The organism is Actinoplanes sp. NPDC021490 (assembly GCF_055562135.1).
This window is the reverse complement of record NZ_JBVHFW010000023.1, coordinates 32750-51018: the sequence shown is the minus strand read 5'-3', so window position 1 is coordinate 51018 and position 18269 is coordinate 32750. Positions and strand designations below refer to the sequence as shown.

The following is an 18269-nucleotide window of genomic DNA, read 5'->3' as shown; positions in this document are numbered from 1 at the left end:
ACCAGTTGAGGGCACTGGGACCCAGCACTAAATGCGGTGTACCGCGGATCAGGGCCTGACACACTGGCGCGATGTCTTCAGTCGACGATCTCACCTCCGCACGCTACGCGCGGATGCGTTGGAACACGCCGCTGTCGCAGACCCACGCGGACCTCCTTCTCCAGCGACTTGACATTCCCGCCGGCGCCCGCGTGGTGGACCTCGGATGCGGCTGGGGTGAACTGTTGTTGCAGGCAGTCGGCGCGGATGACACTGGCTCGACAACGGGTACCGGCGTGGACACCGATGACGCGGCCTTGGCGCGCGGCCGTACGCTCGCCGTCGATCGGTCACTTGACAAGCAGGTGACGTTCCTGAAGCAGGAAGCGTCGGTGTGGCGGGAACGTGCGGACCGGGTCTTGTGCGTTGGCGCTTCTCATGCGTTCGGAGAAACACCCGCTCTTGAGTCGCTCGCCAACCTCGTCCGGCCAGGCGGCCGTCTGCTGTTCGGTGAAGGGTTCTGGGAGCGTCCGCCCACAACAGAGGCGACCGAGATCATCGGCCCGGGTCTCATGCCGCTCACAGATCTCATCGAGCATGCCCGAGCGCTGGGCTGGCGAGTCCTGCACATGAGCGTTGCCGACCAGCGGGAATGGGACGATTTCGAGTCAACGTGGCTGGCCGGTCGGCAGGCTTGGTTGCTGCGTCATCCCGATGATCCCCGAGCGGCCGAGCTCCGAGACGAACTCGATGTGCGGCTACGCGAATACGTCGGCGTCTACCGCGGCGTTTTCGGTTTCGCGTACTTCATACTCGGTCGCTGACGCTTTGAACTGATGCCACATCCGCGCCATGCACCTTGAATCGGCTACCGAGCACCCGCACCCCGGGTCACCTATACGGAGGTTGAACGGGCTGCGGAACTACTGTCAGTCCCATCCACGAGTGGTGGCCGGCCTTCGCGAACATCTCGGCACACCGCGCAGGCGCCGTAGGGCCGAAAGCCGCGAACATCTGGCGCCCAACAAATTTCGCGAACGAAGCCACCCGTACGCCGGTTGGACGCGCGGCTTGCCCGCCGATTGAATGCGCGGCCTGTTTGCGGGCTGAACCTGCGGCGTGTTTTCCGACTGAACGCGCTTGTCCGCCGACTGGACGCGCTGCCAGTTCGCCAGCTCGACGCGCGGCCTGTTCGCCGGCTGAACGCGCAGCCTGTTCGCAGGTGAACGCGCAGCCCGTTCGCAGGTGAACGTGCAGCCTGTTCGCAAAGTGAACGCGCAGCCTGTCCGCCGACTGAACGCGCAACCTGTTCACCAGCCCGACGCGCGGGGCCCGTTCGCCGACGAAACGCGCGGCCTGTTTGCGGGCCGGACCTGCGGGAACCCGGATCCGCATGACAGATCGCCACAGCACCGACGAACCCGACGGGACCACCGCCCACCAGGCGTCCCTGCGGCCACCCGGCCATTCCGTGGAGATCCCCACCGACGATCAGGGCGACCTGGCGCCGGAGGACAAGCGCGGCAACCGCGACGAGGGTTCGCAGCCCTCGGAGGTCAACCGGGCCGGCTACAACACGCGGGACGTGGCCGGTGACTCGCCGAACTACCGGCCGGATTAGAAAGCATTCAGGCCCGGGACGGTCGCCGTCCCGGGCCTGTTGCTGTTTCACCGAATACTGTCGGCGGGCCGCACGCGACGCGACAGGAGCAACCCGAGGGCGATCATTCCGATGCCCAGGCCGAGGTGCAGCCAGTCGTCGGCGGTGTTGACCGGCACGAAGTTGGCGCCGGAGTCCTGCCCGACGACCAGGCCGTAGAGCCAGAGCACCAGGTAGACGGCGCCGCCGCCGATCAGGAAGTTGCGCGCGCCCGGCGCCGTGCGGGCCAGGGCCAGACCGACCACCCCGAACAGCAGGTGGACGATGTTGTGCAGCACCGACACCTGGAACACACCGAGCAGGTGCGCGTCCGAGTGGTGGCCGGCGAAGGTCATGTCGCCGTAGTTGGTCGTCACGCCGGGGATGAAGCCGGCCAGGCCGACCAGCAGGAAGACCACGCTGACGACGAGTGCGGCAGTGCGAAGAGGGCTGCGTACGGCGGCGGTGTTGCCGGCCGTGGAACGGGTGACCATGTGGTCCGTCCTTTCCTAAGGGGACGGACCGGCTTCCCCGGGGGCAACCAGGGTAAACGTCAGTCCCCGGCCGCCTTGAACAGCGCCGCGACCTCCGCGCTGGACAGGTGCCGGAAGCCGCCCGGACGCAGGTCACCGAGCCGGACCGGGCCGACCGCCGTACGGATCAGGCGGGTGACCGGGTGGCCGACCTCTTCGAGCATGCGGCGCACGATGTGCTTGCGGCCCTCGTGCAGCACGATCTCGATCTGCGCGGTTTTGCCGAGCGCGCCAAGCAGCTTGAACGAGTCGGCCTTGGCCGGGCCGTCCTCGAGTTCGACGCCCGCGAGCAGCTGACGCCCGACGTTGCGCGGCAGTGGGCCGTTGATGACCTCGGCCACGTACGTCTTCTGGATCTCGTACCGCGGATGGGTGAGCTTGTTGGTCAGCTCGCCGTCGTTGGTGATCAGCAGCAGGCCCTCGGAGTCGGCGTCGAGCCGGCCCACGTGGTGCAGCCGCACGTCGAACTGGCCCACGAAGTCGGCGAGCTCGGTGCGGCCCTTCTCGTCGTCGAGCGACGACACGACGCCGCGCGGCTTGTTCAGCGCGAGGTAGACGAGTTTGGTGTTGGTGATCACCCGCTGCCCGTCGACGAGGATCTCCACGGTGTTGGGGTCGACCTTGTCGCCGAGCTTGGCGACCTTGCCGTTGACCGTGACGCGCCGCTTGAAGATCAGATCTTCGCAGGCGCGCCGGGATCCAACACCGGCCGCCGCCAGGACTTTCTGGAGGCGTTCGGCGGTGTCAGCCTGTGGCATCGAGCACTTCTTCCACATCGTCGGGCAGGAATGGGGCGAGCGGCGGCAGCTGATCGACCGAGTTGAGGCCGATCTTCTCGAGGAACAGCCCCGTCGTGCGATACAGGTGTGCCCCGGTTTCGCTCTCGGTGCCGCATTCCTCGATCAGGCCGCGAGTAGCAAGCGTACGCATGACGCCGTCGCAGTTCACACCGCGGATGGCACTGATGCGCGAACGCGTCACCGGCTGCTTATAGGCAACCACAGCCAGTGTCTCCAGCGCCGCCTGGGTCAGCCGCACAGACTGCCCGTCGAGAACAAACCGCTCCACATACGCCGCATATTCCGGCCGCGTGTAAAGCCGCCAGCCCCCCGCCACCCGCCGCAGGTCAAACCCATGCCCCGCCGCCGTGTACCGAGCCGACAAATTGTCCAGCATCGCCGCAATCCGCTCAGTCGGCTGCTCCAGAATCTGCGCCAGCTGCAACTCCCCCACCGGCTCATCCACGACCAACATGATCGCCTCCAGAGCCCCCGCCAGCTCCGAATCCTCATTCAACCCCGGAAGATCAACCTCAACCGCTTCCGTACGCGTCGTCGCCTCACTGCCCGCCCCGAGGGGTTCCCCTTCCCGGCGCTTCTGCCCCGGCACCCCGGCCCCAGCGCCCACAGAAGCACTAGACCCCGCCCCGCCAGCAACCCGGCCCCGCTTGCCGCCAGCCCGCTTGGCCCCGGCCTTTTGGCCGCCCGCGCCCCCGGCAACCGCGCCGTCAGCCAGGTCAGCCTCAGCCACCACCCCGCCCGCAGCCGCCGCGGCAGCATCCCCGTCGCCATCACTCTCGTCGCGGTCGGCCTGGTCACGGTCGGTCTCGTCGCGGTCGATCTCAGCGGAGCCGGTAGCGCCGCGGCCGGTCTCGGCGGGGACGCTCGCGCCGCGGTCGATCTCATCACGGCCGGTCTCGGCGTGGGCGCTCTCGTCGCGCTCGACCTCAGCGGAGCCGTTAGCGCCGCGGCCGGTCTCGGCGTGGTCGCTCTGAGCGAGCCCCGTCTCGTCACGGTCGTCCCCACCCCCGACACGGCCGTCGGCGAGTTCGTCCTGATCGAGGTCGTCGTCCTCGTAGCTGTCGCTTTCCCCAACTTCGTCATCGTCGTCGTAGTCACTCCCCGGCGCCGGCACCTCATCCGAGAACGGCAAATCCATCTCGCCGTCATCGCTCACATCGTCATCGGCCGCGGTATCGAACACATCCCCCGCGTCGTCCCCTTCCGGAGGCAACGGCGCATCCACCGGAATCCCCGGCTCATCCGGATCCGCGGCTTCAGCAGCTTCTTCAATGGGATCCGGCAGCGGCAGCTCAGGCCCCGGCGCAACCTCAACGGCGTCCCGCCCCGGCTCACCAACCGGCGCATCGACCCCGGCGCCCTCATCCCCCGGCTCCCCCAGCGCGGGCTCCTCGACGGCCAAGTCGTCCGCCGCGTCCGCACGAGCGTCGGAAGCCTGCGCGACAGGCGCCTCCACCCCGCTGGTGCCGGCGCCGTCAGCAGCCGCACCGTCACGGCCGTCGGCCTCAGCAGCCGCACCATCACGGCGGACCGCGCCAGCAGCCGCACTCTCAGGGTCGACCCCGCCAGCAGCCGCACTCTCAGGGTCGACCCCGCCCGCAGCCGCACTATCAGGGCCGCTCACGTAAGCAGCCGCAGCATCAGGGCCGGCCCCATCGGTCGCGCCGGCGCCCGATACCGCGTCCGCAGCGGCAGTCACCCCGCCGGCCGCAGGCCCTCCGACAGGCTCATCGCGACCCGGATCCTGCCCAGGCGACGTCCCCTCAAAAGCGGGATCGAAGTCGTCATCATCATCGGAGAGCCCGGCCTCGTCCAGAGACTCGGTGTCGTCCGGCGCATCAAGCCCCGGCTCGTCCCCCTCGGCCCGCGCCTCAGCCTCGGCCCGCGCCTGAAACTCCCGATCCGGCGTGCGCGGGGCGCGTTCCCACGGCGGCACCCAGGCGGCCGCCTGCGCCGCAAGTGAGTCCTGCCGCTCGTCGCTGCTCACGATCGTTCCTCCGCGTCGTCGTCTTCCCCGCCAAGATGATCATGCTCGTCAAGCCGGTCAAAGACCCCCGGCTCACCCCCACGACTACGCGAATCGGGCGCCCCGCCATCCTCGGCCCGCGGTTCCGGCTCCCCGAAGCGCCCAGATCCCGCCGCCCCGGACGGAACATCGACGTCAACGCCGGCTCCGGCTCCGGCTCCGGCTCCGGCTCCGGCTAGCTCCTCATCCGCGTCGGGCCCGCCGCCACCGCTAACGCGACCCAGCTCCGATCTCAGCTCACTAACGCCCGGCCCGCCGACACCGCCGCCTCCGCTGACACGACCCGACTCCGGCCCCAGCTCACTAACGCCCGGCCCGCCGCCATGAATCTCCGCCGCACCGTCACGGGCCTGTGCGCCAACGTCGTACGCACCAGGCTCGCGCCCCTCGTCGCCGATCGCCTCCGCGTCGAACTCATCAGCGCCCGAATCAACACGCGCGCCGCCGTCCGCGGCCACGCTCCCGCCAACGCCGAACGATGCCTCGCCCAAGCCAAGCTCGCCGTCGTTGTCCAGGTCTGCCTCGGGTTCGTGCGCCCTCTGATCGCCGGAAATGGCTGCGCTCACCCCGTCACGGCTCAACTCCGAACTGAGGCCGACTCCCCCGCGGACGTCGAGGCCGGACTCGACTCCGTCGGGCATCACCCCCACGCGCTCGCCGTCAGGCGCTTCTCCAGCCTGACGGTCCAGATCGACGTCGAACTCACCTCCGGCGGCCACCGCCCCGGCACGCTCGCTGTCAGTGGCGTCCCCAGCCACGACATTCACATCGGCGCCGAACTCACCCCCGCCAGCCAGCGCGCCCATGCGCTCGCCGTCGACCACACCCCCGCCCGGGCCATCCAGATCGACGCCGAACTCGCCGTGGCCAGTCACCGCGCCCATGCGCTCGGCGTCGACCGCGTCCTCACCCCGACCATCCAGACCGCCGCCGAACTCGCCCCCGCCAGCCACCGCCTGCATGCGCTCGCCGTCAGCCGCGTTCCCAGCCAGTTCGCTCCCGTCGACGTCAAATTCGTCCCCGCCAGCCATCGCTTCCCCACGCCGGCCATCAGCCACATCGCGATCCAGACCGTTCAGATCAACGCCGGCCCTCGCCCCCGCACGGTCACCGTCAGTCGCGTCCCCAGCCAGACCGCTCAGATCAATGTCGAAGTCGAAGTCGTCGAGATCGCTGTCCTCGTCGTCGTCCGCGTCAAGATCGAGATCCAGGTCGAGGTCGGTAGCGCGCGCCGCGGTGTCGTCCGCAGCCTCCAATTCGCCCGGCTCGGACGCGGCCGTGTCGATTTCCGGCTTGCTGCCCTCGTAGTCGTCGATGTCGAGTTCGGCGTCCGAATTGTCGCCGCCGATCCAGCGGACGATCAGCTCGTCGAGGGAGACCGGCTGTTCGAAGTCGATCAGGCCCTCGCGGTAGAGCTCGAGCAACGCCAGGAAGCGGGCCACCACTTCCAGGGTGTTGTCGCAGTCGGCGACCAGCAGGGTGAACGTGGCGTGGCCGGCGCGGCGCAGGCGGTCGCGCAGGAGGGCCGCGTGTTCGCGGACGCTGACCCGCACCTGGTGGATGTGGGCGATCGACACCTGCGGCGGGCCGGGCTTGGGGGCGAACTGTTTGAGGGCCAGCTTGAACAGGCGCTCGGGGCCGATGCCCAGCACCAGGTCGGGCAGCGCCTCGGCGTATCGCGGCTCCATCGACACCACCCGAGGCCAGCGGCGCATGCCGGTGCCCTCGAGCTCCATGATGTGGGCCGCGGCTTCTTTGTAGGCCTTGTATTGCAGCAGGCGGGCGAAGAGCAGGTCGCGGGCCTCGAGCAGGGCCAGGTCTTCCTCGTCCTCGACGTCGGCCGCGGGCAGCAGGCGGGCCGCCTTGAGGTCGAGCAGGGTGGCCGCGACCAGCAGGAACTCGCTGGCCTCGTCGAGATCCCAGTCGTCGCCCATGGCGCGGATGTACGCGATGAAGTCGTCGGTCACCTGGTGCAGGGCGACCTCGGTGACGTCGAGCTTGTGCTTGCCGATCAGCTGCAGCAGCAGGTCGAACGGGCCGGTGAAGTTGTCGAGCCGGACGAGGAACTTGCCGTCGTCGACCGGGTTGCCGTCGGCGTCGACCGGCACACCGGCGGCGTTGACGGCCACGCCGTCCGCGTTGATCGTGATGCCGGGAATCGGGGGCGCGCCACCGTCCGCGGCATCCACGGCCAGCGGCTCCGAAACCGGAGCCGGCGCAGCGTCGGGCGCGGGCGGGTGGGTCGACTCGTCAGGCACGAACTGACCGTAGACCACGGCTCCGACAACCTGCTCCCGAGTCACAGGTCACTCCCATCGCTCTGATGATCAACGCCCGGCCGGGCCTCGGGTGACTGGCATCAAACCGGAAAAATCGCTTGCGGGGCAGCGTGAGAATGCCGGGATGCCGACCATCACGACCGAGCGCCTGATCCTGCGTGACTGGCGCGACGACGACCTCGACACCCTGGCCGCGATCAACGCCGATCCGGAGGTCATGCGGTACATCCTGGATGGCTCCGTGCGCGACCGTGAGCAGAGCGCGCAGGGTCTGCAGCAGATGATGCGTACTTGGCAGGACCACGGCTTCGGCCTGTTCGCCGTGGAGCGGGACGGCACTCTGATCGGCTGGGCCGGCCTGTCGATCCCCGGCTTCCTGCCCGAGATCCTCCCGGCGGTCGAGATCGGCTGGCGTTTCGGCCGCCGCTCCTGGGGTCACGGCTACGCCACCGAGGCGGCCCAGGCGGCCCTGCGGTTCGGCTTCGACGAGATCGGGCTCGACCGCATCGTCAGCATCCGCCACGTCGCCAACGAGCGATCGCGACGGGTCATGGACAAGCTGGGCCTACGGCACGAGTTCGACACCGTGGTGCCCGGGCACGGTCAGCCCGTCGCCGTTCACGCGATTACTCCCGTACGGGCTGCCTGAGGATCGTACGGAGTTGGGAAGGCTCGGTTTTGCGGCGGTCGCTCAGGTAGATCTCGTGGTGCTTGCCGGCCATCGTGAACCCCTGGGAGGGGATGAAGGACGAGTGCATGGCGGCCAGCACCTCGGTCTCGTCGTCATAGGACCCGACGTGCAAGGTCTGCACGCACCGCCCCTCGGCCAGGGTCTCCAGACGGACCGGCGAGGCCGGCGGAGCGACCTCGGCGAACATCTCCGGCGTGATCCAGTCCGGCACCATGATCATGAGGGTCCAGTCCCATTGCGACTTGTCGCGGGCGGCGGTGAAGGACTCCATGTCGTCGGCCCACCACAGGCCCTCGAGCGGCATGACCACGTAGTCGCGACCCTGTACCTTGCTGGCGAACTTCAGCTTGTACGCGAGCGGGTAGAGCGCCTCGACGGCGCCGGTGAACAGCGGGGTGTTCGGGTCGCCGTGCCCGTCGATCATCAGGTATTGCAGGTCGGGCACGTCCACGACCTGGAATCCGCGGCGGGCGCGGTAAACCGGAAGCGTCTTCTTCAAGTCGACCTTGCTGGACTCCGCCACACCGAAAATCTTGACACACGGAAAACGATCACAGTCCATCTAAGAATTTTCGTCGTCAACTAATCTTGCGCGTATGGCTTCGTTCAACGACACAATGATCGACACCTTCAGGGCCAACAACGGCGTGCTCGGCGGCCACTTTGAAGGCAAGACGACCCTGCTGCTGCACACCCCGGGCCGCAAGACCGGAAACGTGACCGTCAACCCGCTCGTCGCGGCGCCGGACGGCGACTCCTACATCCTGTGCGGGAGCGGGGCCGGCGCGCCGGCTGACCCGCAGTGGGTCGCCAACCTGGAGGCCATCGACGGCCCGGTGACGATCGAGCTGGGCACCGAGACCCTCAAGGCCGACCACCGAGTCGTACGCCCCGGCCGGGACGACGATTGGGAGCGCCTCTACGGCCTCTGGCGCGCCTACTGGCCGGCCGCGGCCGACTACGAGACCAAGACCGACCGGCAGTTCCCGGTCGCTGTGATCACCCCGCGTTGACCTACGAGCGGCACTGAGCCGCACACCGACCTGCGAGCCGCACTACGAGCCGCACACCGACCTGCGGGCCGCACTGCGAGTCGCACGCCGTCCTGTGAGTTGCAGTGCCGCGCGGGCCGTCCTGCAAGCCGCACGCTGACCTGCGGGCCGTCTGCGAGTCGCGTGCCGCGCGGGCCGCGCTGCGAGCCGCACGCTGACCTGCGGGCGCGGATAAGCGCACGTTGACCGTTGGGGGCCGCGCCGGGCGTGGCCCCCAACGTCAAGCGGCCAGGGCCATGCCGGGCGAAGGCTCGTATGTCCCTTGGACCACGCTCCGCGCCCAGCGCATGCGGGCGACGGCGGTCTCCGGGTAGTCGCCGTAGGCGGCGGCGAGGGCGGCCACACATCCGCGGGTGCCGCCGCACGTGCGGACGGATGCGGCGATGGTGGCTTCCACGAGAGCGACACTGGGCCGGGATCCGGACGGGAGGTCGCTGGCGAACAGGGCGGCGGCGCGGGCGGCGAGCAATTGGCTGCGCATCTCGATCATCTCCGGTAGCGGAACGAACGAAGCGAATGAACTGATGCGTTCAGAGTGCGCCTCGTACGCCACCGCTCGCCTCCAGGTTTCCCCCTGAGGCACGAATCCGGGGGCTTAGGGGTTAACCCCAGACACGCACGAACACCAATCCGAGCGCATTCAAGATCTGCAGCAGGAACGGCATTCCGAACGGGAAGATACACAGGATCAGCAGTACGAGGACGCCGATGTTCTTGTCCTCGAACCACAGCCGCATCCACTGAAGTCCCTGGCCAGGCTTGCGGACGGCGTTGTAGAGGATGCCGAAGCCGTCGAGCGGCGGGATCGGGATCAGGGCCAGAATGCCGAAGCAGAGAAGCCCGACGGCCAGCGACAGCTGCACCTGGTGCGCTATCGGCAAGCCGATACCGAGCAGAACATCGGCCGGTCCGATTATCGACAGCACATTGTCGGGGTATGTCAGGGCGTACGCCAGCAGAAGCAGTTGCGAGGCGACGATGCAGACGATGGGGCCGGCCGCGAAGACCGCGATGGCTTTTCCTCGGCCCTGATAGCGGGGCACCTCGTCGACCGAGAGGATCTTGCCCCAGCCCATGCCGCCGATCGCGGCCGCGACACCGCCGAACGGGTCGATGTCCTCGCGCAGGCGGGGCGCGATCGGGTCGCGGCGATCGGCCAGGCCGAGAGTGCGCGCGGTCAGGCGGATGGCGACGGCGCGCAGCACGATCGCGAGCAGGAACGAGACGACCAGGGCAACGAACGCCACCGGCTCACCGAGAGCGAACAGCACTGGGTCAGCCGCGCTCAGCCTTGGCAGCGATGACCTCGCGGGCGAGCTGCCGGTAGTTGCGGGCGCCCGAGGACGCGGGGTCGAGCGTCGTGATCGGCGCGCCGGCCACGGTGGACTCGGGGAACTTGACGGTCTTGGTGATGACGGTCTGGTAGACCTTGTCGCCGAACGCCTCGACCACGCGCTGCAGCACCTGGCGGCAGTGGGTGGTGCGCGAGTCGTACATGGTGGCGAGGATGCCCTCGAGCTCGAGGTCGAAGTTGAGCCGCTCGCGCACCTTGTCGATCGTGTCGAGCAGCAGGGCGACACCGCGAAGCGAGAAGAACTCGCACTCGAGCGGGATCAGCACGCCGTGCGCGATCGTGAGCGCGTTGATCGCCAGCAGGCCCAGCGAGGGCTGGCAGTCGATCAGGATGAAGTCGTATTCCTTGCGGACCGAGCGCAGCACCCGGGCCAGCGCCATCTCGCGGGCGACCTCGTTGACCAGCTGGATCTCGGCCGCCGACAGGTCGATGTTGGCGGGCAGCAGGTGCAGGCCGGCCACGTCGGTCTTGATGATGACGTCCTCGGCACTGACGTCATCCTGCATGAGCAGGTTGTAGATGCTCAGGTCGAGGTTGTGCGGGTTGACACCCAGACCGACCGAGCAGGCGCCCTGCGGGTCGAAGTCGACCAGCAGCACCTTGCGGCCGTATTCGGCCAGCGCGGCGCCCAGGTTGATCGTCGTGGTGGTCTTGCCCACGCCACCCTTCTGGTTGGCGAGCGCGATGATGCGCGCCGGACCGTGCCGGTCGGTCGGCATGGGCTCGGGAATGGGACGGCGCATCGTGTACGCCGTCGGGTCGGCCGGGCCCAGGTCAGCGCCCAGGTCCATGGAACCCTGCTGCTCCCGGAGCGCCGAGGTCCAGGCCTCTGCCCGATCGCCGTTGCCCGCCATGACCCTCGCCCCCTTCCGACTCGCTGCAGCCGGAGTCGATGCCCGACTCTACGCCACGTCCGCCGCCGTACCGGGGTGAGCGGTCGGCGTGTCGCTATCTATGGGTGCGCAGTCTCTAACGAGCGCGAGGGTGTGCGGTCGCGTACACCTCGCGAAGCCGGTCCACCGTGACCAGCGTGTACACCTGGGTGGTGGTCACCGAGGCGTGACCGAGCAGCTCCTGCACGACGCGCACGTCGGCGCCGCCGTCGAGCAGGTGGGTGGCGTACGAGTGGCGTAACGTGTGCGGGCTCACGGCGTGCGGTCCCTCGACCGGGAGCCCGGCAGCCTCGGCGGCGCGGTGCAGGATCGTCCAGGCGCTTTGCCGCGACAGCCGGCCGCCACGCGCATTGAGGAAGACGGCGGGCGTCCCTCGTCCGTTTTTGACGAGCACTGGCCTGGCCCGTACGAGATAGGTCTCCAGAGCCGTCTTGGCGAACCCGCCCACCGGCACCAGCCGCGTGCGGCCGCCCTTGCCGTGCAGGACGGCGGCGGGCTCGTCGCCCAGCTCGAGGTCGTCGATCGCCGCGCCGACCGCCTCGGAAATGCGCGCGCCGGTGCCGTACAGGAACTCGAGCAGTGCCTTGTCACGCAGGGCGAGCGGGGTGTCGCCGGGCACGTCGAGCAGGCGGGTGACCTGGTCGACGTCGAGGGCCTTGGGCAGGCGTTTGGCCGGCGCGGGCGGGCGGACCTCGGCGGCCACATCGGTGCCGACCAGCCCTTCACGGGCGGCGAATTTGTGCAGGCCCCGTACGGCGCTGATCGCGCGGGCGGCGGAGGCGGCGGCCAGCCCTTCGGCGCGCAGGGCGGCCAGATGCCCGGTGATCTGGCCGGAGCCCACCGCGGCGAGATCGGCGATCCCGTCCGCGGCGAGCCCCTGCGCATAGCGTTCGAGGTCACGCCGGTACGACGCGAGGGTGTTACGCGACAGCCCACGCTCGACGGTGAGATGGTCGAGATAGGCCGCGATCACGCGCTCCACAGTCAGCTCCGTCTGGTTCCGGTTCCCCGCCCGGGGTCAGTTCAGCACCTCGGCCAGGTCCAGCGTCGTCATGCCGTGGGCCTCCGCGACCGGCCCGTACGTGACGTGCCCGTCGAAGGTGTTCAGGCCCAGGCCGAGCGCGTGATCGGCCCTCAGCGCGTCGCGCCACCCCAGGTTGGCCAGCTCCAGAGCGTACGGGAGGGTGACGTTGGTCAGGGCATAGGTGCTGGTGTGCGGCACCGCGCCGGGCATGTTCGCCACGCAGTAGAACAGCGAATTGTGCACCTTGTAGACGGGATCGGCGTGGGTGGTGGGCCGCGAGTCCTCGAAGCAGCCACCCTGGTCGATCGAGATGTCCACGAGCACGCTGCCCGGCTTCATCCGCGAGACCAGCTCGTTGGAGACCAGGTTGGGCGCCTTCGCCCCCGGCACCAGCACCGCCCCGATGACCAGGTCGGCGTCCAGCACAGCCTTTTCGATCTCGTACGCGTTGGAGGCGACGGTCTGCAGGTGCCCCCGATAGTCGGCGTCGGCCGCACGCAGCCGGGCGATGTTGCGATCCAGCACCAGGATCTCGGCCTGCATGCCGAGCGCGATGGCCGCCGCGTTCATACCGGACACGCCGGCCCCGATGACCACGACCTTGGCCGCGTACACACCCGGAACCCCACCCATCAGCACGCCGCGCCCGCCGCCCGGACGCATCATGTGATACGCCCCCACCTGCGGCGCCAGACGCCCCGCAACCTCGCTCATCGGCGCCAGCAGCGGCAGTGAGCGATCGGGCAGTTCCACGGTCTCGTACGCAATACCCGTCACCTTGCGGTCGAGCAGCGCGTCGGTGCACTCCTTGGACGCCGCGAGATGCAAATAGGTGAAAAGCACCTGCCCAGGCCGCATCCGCGGATACTCCTCGGCAATCGGCTCCTTCACCTTGAGAATCAGGTCGGCCGTGCCCCACACCTCGTCCGCTTTGTCGAGAATGGTGGCCCCGGCGGCCACAAAGTCACCGTCGGTGATCGACGACCCGGCCCCCGCCCCCGCCTGCACAAAGACCTCGTGCCCGGCTCGGCGGAACTCGTACACACCGGCCGGGGTGATGGCCACCCGGAATTCGTTGTTCTTGACCTCGCTGGGAATGCCGACCTTCATCGAGCCGACACCGTCCTTTCTCAACGCTGAGTGACGTCCCAGGCAGGCCCCTCCTCCACCGGGCCGGCCCCGAGGAAGAGTACCCCGTTCAATGTCTGGTATGTCCGCTTCACGCGGCGTGGACGCTCAGAAGGGCAGGCCGCCACGCCGGTCATCACACGTTGCGAGCGTTCACGGCAAGCGAATGAGCTTCGGTATCGGGCTCATCGATGCCAAAGCTGAGAATCCGGCTCGGATGAATCCGGATGATCGGCGCGCCCGAGCCATAACCGGAGTCGGACGGCGCCTCCAGCGCTTCGGCAGTGCCGCGAATCTCGAGACAGCGCACCCGCCACGGGTCAGTCGACGGAACATCGTCGACAACGAAGGCGACCTGCGCGGTGGCAGCCACGTTGCGAAACTTGTGACTGCCGGCCATGTTGTGCCCGGCAATGTCGATCGTGCCGGTGCCGGGGTTGTAGCGAAACCCGACCGGACTGTTCTGCAGGCTGCCGTCGGTGCGCAGCGTGGCCAGACGACCCAGCGGCTGCCCGGCGAGATAAGCAAGCTCGTACTCCGTAAAACTCATCCGACCATGCTGCAACCTCAACCATCATTGAGGTCAACCCCGACCGCCGATGCGCGCAACGAACGTCCGTTTCCGCGCGCTTAGCCGACGTCTGCTCATGCGTGCGCAGCAGACGTCAGTTCATGCGCGCAACGAGCGTCCGCTCCTGCGCGCGCAGTGGACATCCGCCCGCGCGCGCAACGAGCGTCCGCCGCGAACATCGGCTCCTGCATGCCGGCCTCCCGCGCTGCGCGCGACGAGCATCCGCTCCTGTGCGCCGCGAACGCCCGATCCTGCGCGGCGCGAGCGTCCGCCATGCGCGCAGTGAACGTCCACTCCTGCGCAACACCCAGCGCCGCCATGCGCGCAGTGAGCGTTTACTCCTGCGCGACCCGAGCATCCGGCCACGCGCGCCACGGACGTCCGTTTACGTGCGCACCGAGCGTTCGGTCATGCGCGCGGCGAGCGTTCGGTCATGCGCGCGGCGAGCGTTCGGTCATGCGCGCGGCGAGCGTTCGGTCATGCGCGCGACGAGCGTTCGGTCATGCGTGCGGCGATCAAGTGGAAGTCGGCCTCGGGGATGGTGAACAGGCCTCGGCGGAACGGTAAGCCCCAGTGGGTGGGGTCGGGGATGAACGACAGATCGCCGGCCAGCGGTTTGACCTCGATGGGGGTCGTGGGCTCGAAGTCGCACGTGAGGCGCCAATGTCCGGTGGCGGTTACCTGGTAGGGCTCGGCTCCGGTGACCACGGCGAGAGCGGTGAACTCGCGTACGGGATCGCCGCCTCGCAAGGCCGTTCGGGGTGAATAGAAGACGATGCGGTCGCCGGGGCGCAGGCGGCTCAGGCGGGTGTTCGCGCCGTGGTCGGCCTGGGTGAAACCGCCGGCCTCGGCCGCGCGGACGTGGTCGAGGCTGGCCGTGCTGACCCAGAATCGCTCAGGCCCGGTCATGCAGCGTCACCTGGTAACCGTCGGGGTCGGCGAACGTGAACGTGCGGCCGAACGGGCCGTCGATCGGCTCGGAGACGATCGGCACCCCGCCGGCGGAGAGTGCGTCGTGGATCTCCTGGGCGTCGGGGGCATGCAGCCAGAGGGCCACGCCGCGGCCCGGGTCGGGCACCGGGCCGGCGATCGCCGTGCGTACGGCGAAAGCGATGGGCTTGGTGTCGAAGACGACGGCGTGCGGCGGGCCGGGGCGGCGCAGCAGGCCCAGATATTGCTCGTAGAAGGCCGCGGAACGCTCGATGTCGCGCACCTGCAGGGAAATGAAGTCGGGTCCGGTGACCGCCATGCTCGCTCCTCGATTGTCGGTGTCAGCTAACTGACATGGCTCAGAGTATGTCAGGATGCTGACATGGGTCAAGTGGAGCTGGACACGTCGGTGGGCTACCTGCTGAAAATGGCGTCGAGCGCCCTGCACAACGCGATGGAGGCGGTACTGCGGCCGCTCGGCATGACGATCACGCACTACTCGTGCCTGGAGCTGCTCGCGCAGCGGCCGGGGCTGTCCAACTCCGAACTGGCCCGCGGCACGTTCGTGACCCGCCAGTCGATGAACGTGGTGCTGCAGACTCTGGAGCGCGATGGGCTGGTCGAACGACCCGAGCGCGCGCCGTCGGGCCGGGTGCTGCCGACCACGCTCACCGTCAAGGGGCGCCGTCAGCTGGCGACGGCTAGCGGGGCCGTACGGGCCGTGGAGGATTCGATGCTCGCCGGGATGACGCCCGCCGAACAAAACCAGATGCGCAGGTTGCTGCACTCCTGTGTCGTTTCGCTCAAGACACCGGTGGCAGACAGCTGATTCGATGCACGTATGGATTTCGCGTACGTCGTCGCCATCATCATCGCCCTTGTCGGTTTCGGCCTGGTCGTGGCGTCGAACCGGTCGAGCCGCAACAGCCAGGAGAAGGCCCGGCTGGCTGCGGTCGAGCGGAAACTGGACGCCGTCATGAGCCATCTCGGCATCGAGGAGCCCGTGCCCGCCGAGGATCCCGAAGTGCTCGCCCACCTGCTGAAGGGCGAGAAGATCCACGCGATCAAGATCTACCGCGAGCGTACGGGCGTGGGGCTGGCCGAGGCCAAGGACGCGGTGGAGCGCATGGCCCGCGAGCGCGGCCTCGGTTAGCGCCGTTCACCGGCGCGGCGTTCGGCCCAGCCGGATCGAGTTCGAGGGCGCCGGCGCGGTCTCCGGCTCGCCCCTCCCCGTCCGGGCTGACCCCCACCACCCCGTCCCTCGATTCCCTGACAGGCAGCTCACCAGGGAACCGGGCCGTGCTCGTCGAAGAAGCCGCCGGTCGGCCCGTCATCGGGCAGCGTGGCGAGCCGGACGACCACGGCCGCGCCGTCGGCCGCGGTGCGGGTGAGGCCGGGGAACGCGGTGGTGAAGTCGGTCGCACACGGCCCCGGATCGGCGGCGTTGACCAGGATGTTGCGGCTGCGCAGTTCCTTGGCGTACTGCACGGTCAGCGAGTTGAGTGCGGTCTTGGACGGGACGTACCCGGCCATCGGGGGCCGGGTTGTGAAGTAGTCCTCGGGATCGGTCATCCGGGCGATGGAGCCCAGTCCACTGCTGACATTGACGATCCGGGCGGCGGGAGAACGGGCGAGCAGCGGCAGCATCGTGGTGGTCACGCTGATCACGCCGAATACGTTGGTCTCGAACACCTCGCGCACAGCGGGCAGTTCGACACTGCCAGGGCTCTGGGCGGCGAGGTCGCCCGAGATGCCGGCGTTGTTGACCAGGATGTCCAGCCGGCCGAAGCGCTCCTCGATCCAGCGGGCGGCGGACAGGACGCTGGCGCGGTCGGTGACGTCCAGGGTGACCGGGTACACCCGCGGGCCCAGTTCGGCTGCGACTGCCGCACCGCGGTGCGGGTCGCGCGAGGCCAGCAGCACGTTCGTGCCCAGCGAGGCGAGCTGGGCTGCGACCTCGCGCCCGATGCCCTTGTTGGCCCCGGTGACCAGGGCAGTCGTGGTTTCTGTCATGCGTTCAGCCCACCACGGGGGCGGCCGGGAGTTCCAACACCGACCAGGCATGCAGCGATACCGTACGGGTATGGAAAGACCGGAGGTCCGCGAGCTTGTTTACTTCACCGCTGTCGCCGAAGAACTGCACTTCGGCCGCCCGGCTAGGGATGACCCAACCGCCGCTCTCCCGCGCCATTCAGCAGCTCGAACGACGGCTGGGCGTAGACCTGTTGGAACGTGGCAGTCGCCGGGTCGCACTGACCGAGGCGGGGGCCGTCCTGCTCCGCGAGAGCCGTACGGTGCTCGACGCCGCGTCGGCCGCGGCGCACCGCACCCGGCGGGCCGGCCGCGCCGACCCGAGTCTGGTCCTGGCCATCAAGCCGGGCGGCGACGGTGGCCTGCTGCCCGCGATCCTCGACGCCTATCAGGCTGCGCCGGGTGCGCTGCCGGTCGAGCTGGTGTGCAGCTTCGGCGAGCGTGAGATCCTCCTGCGGGAGGGCCGTGCCGACGCCGCCCTGCTTCACCGCCCCCAGCAAGACCTCACCGGCCTGGACACCCAGGACCTCCTGACCGAGACTCAACTGCTCGTGATACCGGGTTCGCATCGCCTCGCGGGCCGCACCCGGGTCTGCCTGAACGACCTCGCCGGGGAGCCCCTGCCGCGCTGGCCGCGCGCATCTGAGGGTGGCTCACACGGACCCGAGGTCCACGACCTTGGGCAGCTTCTCCATCTCATCGCCTTGCGCCGCATGGTCGCCGTCCTCCCCTCCTCCATCCGCGACCAGCTCCGCGACGACCTGGTCGCCGTCCCAGTCGATGATGCCGAGCCCACCACGCTCGTCCTCGCCTGGCCCGAGCACGCCACCTCCCCAGCCCTGGCCGCCTTCGTCCGCGCGGCCTCCGTCGTGGCGGGCGAGGCGACGGGCCACGGCGGGTAGATCGGGGTGGGAGGGGCCCTCGCCCCTCCTCGCAGGCGTGCGAACACTCCAGGACGCCCTCACGGCCCCGTCGAGATCACACCGCTCAGCCCAGCGCTAGTGGAGTTCGCGGGCGCGGCGTTCGGCCCAGCGCGGGTCGAGCGTGCGCAACATGTGTTCGTTGTCGTGCGCGATCGCGGCGAACGACCAATACAGGACATCGTCGCGCGCAGAAGTTGCGCGGTCTTCGACCACCTTGCCGCCCTCGGCGCGCATCCAGTGATAGAGCCCGTCGGAATCGACCAGAACGTACGGGCAACCGTCGTCCGGCTCGAACACGAGCACATCGGGCTGTCCGACCCCGATCAAGGCAGCCAACCGGGCCACCTCGGCTTTGAGCACTTCCAGCCCGTACGCGGATTGACCCGGCCCGGCGTCGCGGCGGAACTGCTTCATGG

General features: G+C 68.9%; 21 protein-coding genes and 1 pseudogene. 7 read left to right on the top strand and 15 right to left on the bottom strand.

What is annotated here, in order from left to right:
• Nucleotides 1–71: 71 nt before the first annotated feature.
• A complete protein-coding gene (locus ACZ3I4_RS42135) occupies nt 72–803 on the top strand; it encodes an SAM-dependent methyltransferase (RefSeq protein ID WP_465387750.1) in 732 nt (243 codons plus the stop codon).
• A 569-nt stretch (nt 804–1372) separates the two neighbouring features.
• Nucleotides 1373–1600: a hypothetical protein gene (locus tag ACZ3I4_RS42130; protein ID WP_465387749.1), complete on the top strand. Its 228-nt coding sequence runs from the start codon at nt 1373–1375 to the stop codon at nt 1598–1600.
• A 47-nt stretch (nt 1601–1647) separates the two neighbouring features.
• Here the strand turns inward: ACZ3I4_RS42130 and ACZ3I4_RS42125 are convergent, their stop codons facing one another.
• The 4 genes and pseudogenes from ACZ3I4_RS42125 to ACZ3I4_RS42110 all read right to left on the bottom strand — a co-directional run.
• A complete protein-coding gene (locus ACZ3I4_RS42125) occupies nt 1648–2112 on the bottom strand; it encodes a DUF4383 domain-containing protein (RefSeq protein WP_465387748.1) in 465 nt (154 codons plus the stop codon).
• A gap of 59 nt (nt 2113–2171) precedes the next feature.
• A complete protein-coding gene (locus ACZ3I4_RS42120; RefSeq protein WP_465387747.1) occupies nt 2172–2927 on the bottom strand; it encodes a pseudouridine synthase in 756 nt (251 codons plus the stop codon).
• Nucleotides 2896–3684 carry an SMC-Scp complex subunit ScpB gene (scpB, locus tag ACZ3I4_RS42115; protein WP_465387868.1) on the bottom strand — a complete coding sequence of 263 codons (789 nt, stop codon included), beginning with the start codon at nt 3682–3684 and terminating at the stop codon, nt 2896–2898. The genes ACZ3I4_RS42120 and scpB overlap by 32 nt, the downstream gene beginning before the upstream one ends.
• A gap of 2588 nt (nt 3685–6272) precedes the next feature.
• Nucleotides 6273–7085: pseudogene (locus ACZ3I4_RS42110) on the bottom strand (segregation and condensation protein A); the annotation flags it as partial.
• 295 nt (nt 7086–7380) lie between these two features.
• Here ACZ3I4_RS42110 and ACZ3I4_RS42105 point away from each other — a divergent pair.
• Nucleotides 7381–7905, top strand: a complete 525-nt coding sequence (locus ACZ3I4_RS42105) for a GNAT family N-acetyltransferase (RefSeq protein ID WP_465387746.1) — start codon at nt 7381–7383, stop codon at nt 7903–7905.
• Here the strand turns inward: ACZ3I4_RS42105 and ACZ3I4_RS42100 are convergent.
• Nucleotides 7883–8470 (bottom strand): GyrI-like domain-containing protein, encoded by a 588-nt coding sequence (locus ACZ3I4_RS42100; RefSeq protein WP_465387745.1) that lies wholly within the window; start codon nt 8468–8470, stop codon nt 7883–7885. The two genes, ACZ3I4_RS42105 and ACZ3I4_RS42100, sit on opposite strands and share 23 nt — an antisense overlap.
• Nucleotides 8471–8543: 73 nt before the next feature.
• On the opposite strand from ACZ3I4_RS42100, the gene ACZ3I4_RS42095 reads away from it, so the two are divergent.
• Nucleotides 8544–8960, top strand: a complete 417-nt coding sequence (locus ACZ3I4_RS42095) for a nitroreductase/quinone reductase family protein (RefSeq protein WP_465387744.1) — start codon at nt 8544–8546, stop codon at nt 8958–8960.
• Between the two features lie 259 nt (nt 8961–9219).
• Here the strand turns inward: ACZ3I4_RS42095 and ACZ3I4_RS42090 are convergent, their stop codons facing one another.
• From ACZ3I4_RS42090 to ACZ3I4_RS42055, 8 genes are all read right to left on the bottom strand, one after another.
• Nucleotides 9220–9480 (bottom strand): hypothetical protein, encoded by a 261-nt coding sequence (locus ACZ3I4_RS42090; protein WP_465387743.1) that lies wholly within the window; start codon nt 9478–9480, stop codon nt 9220–9222.
• 121 nt (nt 9481–9601) lie between these two features.
• Complete coding sequence (locus ACZ3I4_RS42085; protein WP_465387742.1) at nt 9602–10246, bottom strand: zinc metalloprotease; 645 nt, start codon at nt 10244–10246, stop codon at nt 9602–9604.
• 28 nt (nt 10247–10274) lie between these two features.
• A complete protein-coding gene (locus ACZ3I4_RS42080) occupies nt 10275–11207 on the bottom strand; it encodes a ParA family protein (RefSeq protein ID WP_465387741.1) in 933 nt (310 codons plus the stop codon).
• Nucleotides 11208–11322: 115 nt separating this feature from the next.
• Complete coding sequence (locus ACZ3I4_RS42075) at nt 11323–12228, bottom strand: site-specific tyrosine recombinase XerD (protein ID WP_465387740.1); 906 nt, start codon at nt 12226–12228, stop codon at nt 11323–11325.
• Nucleotides 12229–12264: 36 nt separating this feature from the next.
• Nucleotides 12265–13380, bottom strand: coding sequence for an alanine dehydrogenase (ald, locus tag ACZ3I4_RS42070; protein ID WP_465387739.1), 1116 nt, complete (start codon nt 13378–13380; stop codon nt 12265–12267).
• Between the two features lie 154 nt (nt 13381–13534).
• Nucleotides 13535–13948 carry a PPOX class F420-dependent oxidoreductase gene (locus ACZ3I4_RS42065; protein WP_465387738.1) on the bottom strand — a complete coding sequence of 138 codons (414 nt, stop codon included), beginning with the start codon at nt 13946–13948 and terminating at the stop codon, nt 13535–13537.
• A gap of 498 nt (nt 13949–14446) precedes the next feature.
• On the bottom strand, nt 14447–14878 hold the full coding sequence (locus tag ACZ3I4_RS42060) for an EVE domain-containing protein (RefSeq protein WP_465387737.1): 432 nt from the start codon (nt 14876–14878) through the stop codon (nt 14447–14449).
• The gene (locus ACZ3I4_RS42055; protein WP_465387736.1) at nt 14865–15218 is read right to left on the bottom strand and encodes a VOC family protein; all 354 of its coding nucleotides are present in this window, start codon (nt 15216–15218) and stop codon (nt 14865–14867) included. Before ACZ3I4_RS42055 ends, ACZ3I4_RS42060 begins: the two co-directional genes overlap by 14 nt.
• A 63-nt stretch (nt 15219–15281) precedes the next feature.
• Between ACZ3I4_RS42055 and ACZ3I4_RS42050 the strand changes: the two genes are divergently transcribed.
• Together ACZ3I4_RS42050 and ACZ3I4_RS42045 are read left to right on the top strand one after the other, a co-directional pair.
• Nucleotides 15282–15728 carry a MarR family winged helix-turn-helix transcriptional regulator gene (locus tag ACZ3I4_RS42050; RefSeq protein ID WP_465387735.1) on the top strand — a complete coding sequence of 149 codons (447 nt, stop codon included), beginning with the start codon at nt 15282–15284 and terminating at the stop codon, nt 15726–15728.
• A gap of 12 nt (nt 15729–15740) precedes the next feature.
• Complete coding sequence (locus ACZ3I4_RS42045; protein WP_465387734.1) at nt 15741–16052, top strand: ribosomal protein L7/L12; 312 nt, start codon at nt 15741–15743, stop codon at nt 16050–16052.
• A 128-nt stretch (nt 16053–16180) separates the two neighbouring features.
• On the opposite strand, the gene ACZ3I4_RS42040 is transcribed toward ACZ3I4_RS42045, so the two are convergent.
• A complete protein-coding gene (locus tag ACZ3I4_RS42040) occupies nt 16181–16912 on the bottom strand; it encodes an SDR family oxidoreductase (protein ID WP_465387733.1) in 732 nt (243 codons plus the stop codon).
• A gap of 149 nt (nt 16913–17061) precedes the next feature.
• Between ACZ3I4_RS42040 and ACZ3I4_RS42035 the strand changes: the two genes are divergently transcribed.
• Nucleotides 17062–17832: a LysR family transcriptional regulator gene (locus ACZ3I4_RS42035; protein WP_465387732.1), complete on the top strand. Its 771-nt coding sequence runs from the start codon at nt 17062–17064 to the stop codon at nt 17830–17832.
• Between the two features lie 96 nt (nt 17833–17928).
• On the opposite strand, the gene ACZ3I4_RS42030 is transcribed toward ACZ3I4_RS42035, so the two are convergent.
• Nucleotides 17929–18267, bottom strand: coding sequence for a hypothetical protein (locus tag ACZ3I4_RS42030; protein WP_465387731.1), 339 nt, complete (start codon nt 18265–18267; stop codon nt 17929–17931).
• Between the last annotated feature and the right edge of the window lie 2 nt (nt 18268–18269).

Coding starts and splice junctions, on each gene's coding strand:
- ACZ3I4_RS42080 (WP_465387741.1), bottom strand. CDS start 11,207: ATGGCGGGCAACGGCGATCGGGCAGAGGCCTGGACCTCGGCGCTCCGG.
- ACZ3I4_RS42120 (WP_465387747.1), bottom strand. CDS start 2,927: ATGTGGAAGAAGTGCTCGATGCCACAGGCTGACACCGCCGAACGCCTC.
- ACZ3I4_RS42105 (WP_465387746.1), top strand. CDS start 7,381: ATGCCGACCATCACGACCGAGCGCCTGATCCTGCGTGACTGGCGCGAC.
- ACZ3I4_RS42135 (WP_465387750.1), top strand. CDS start 72: ATGTCTTCAGTCGACGATCTCACCTCCGCACGCTACGCGCGGATGCGT.
- ACZ3I4_RS42130 (WP_465387749.1), top strand. CDS start 1,373: ATGACAGATCGCCACAGCACCGACGAACCCGACGGGACCACCGCCCAC.
- ald (WP_465387739.1), bottom strand. CDS start 13,380: ATGAAGGTCGGCATTCCCAGCGAGGTCAAGAACAACGAATTCCGGGTG.
- ACZ3I4_RS42045 (WP_465387734.1), top strand. CDS start 15,741: ATGGATTTCGCGTACGTCGTCGCCATCATCATCGCCCTTGTCGGTTTC.
- ACZ3I4_RS42065 (WP_465387738.1), bottom strand. CDS start 13,948: ATGAGTTTTACGGAGTACGAGCTTGCTTATCTCGCCGGGCAGCCGCTG.
- ACZ3I4_RS42095 (WP_465387744.1), top strand. CDS start 8,544: ATGGCTTCGTTCAACGACACAATGATCGACACCTTCAGGGCCAACAAC.
- ACZ3I4_RS42035 (WP_465387732.1), top strand. CDS start 17,062: ATGACCCAACCGCCGCTCTCCCGCGCCATTCAGCAGCTCGAACGACGG.
- ACZ3I4_RS42050 (WP_465387735.1), top strand. CDS start 15,282: ATGGGTCAAGTGGAGCTGGACACGTCGGTGGGCTACCTGCTGAAAATG.
- ACZ3I4_RS42055 (WP_465387736.1), bottom strand. CDS start 15,218: ATGGCGGTCACCGGACCCGACTTCATTTCCCTGCAGGTGCGCGACATC.
- ACZ3I4_RS42040 (WP_465387733.1), bottom strand. CDS start 16,912: ATGACAGAAACCACGACTGCCCTGGTCACCGGGGCCAACAAGGGCATC.
- ACZ3I4_RS42030 (WP_465387731.1), bottom strand. CDS start 18,267: ATGAAGCAGTTCCGCCGCGACGCCGGGCCGGGTCAATCCGCGTACGGG.
- ACZ3I4_RS42090 (WP_465387743.1), bottom strand. CDS start 9,480: ATGCGCAGCCAATTGCTCGCCGCCCGCGCCGCCGCCCTGTTCGCCAGC.
- ACZ3I4_RS42060 (WP_465387737.1), bottom strand. CDS start 14,878: ATGACCGGGCCTGAGCGATTCTGGGTCAGCACGGCCAGCCTCGACCAC.
- ACZ3I4_RS42125 (WP_465387748.1), bottom strand. CDS start 2,112: ATGGTCACCCGTTCCACGGCCGGCAACACCGCCGCCGTACGCAGCCCT.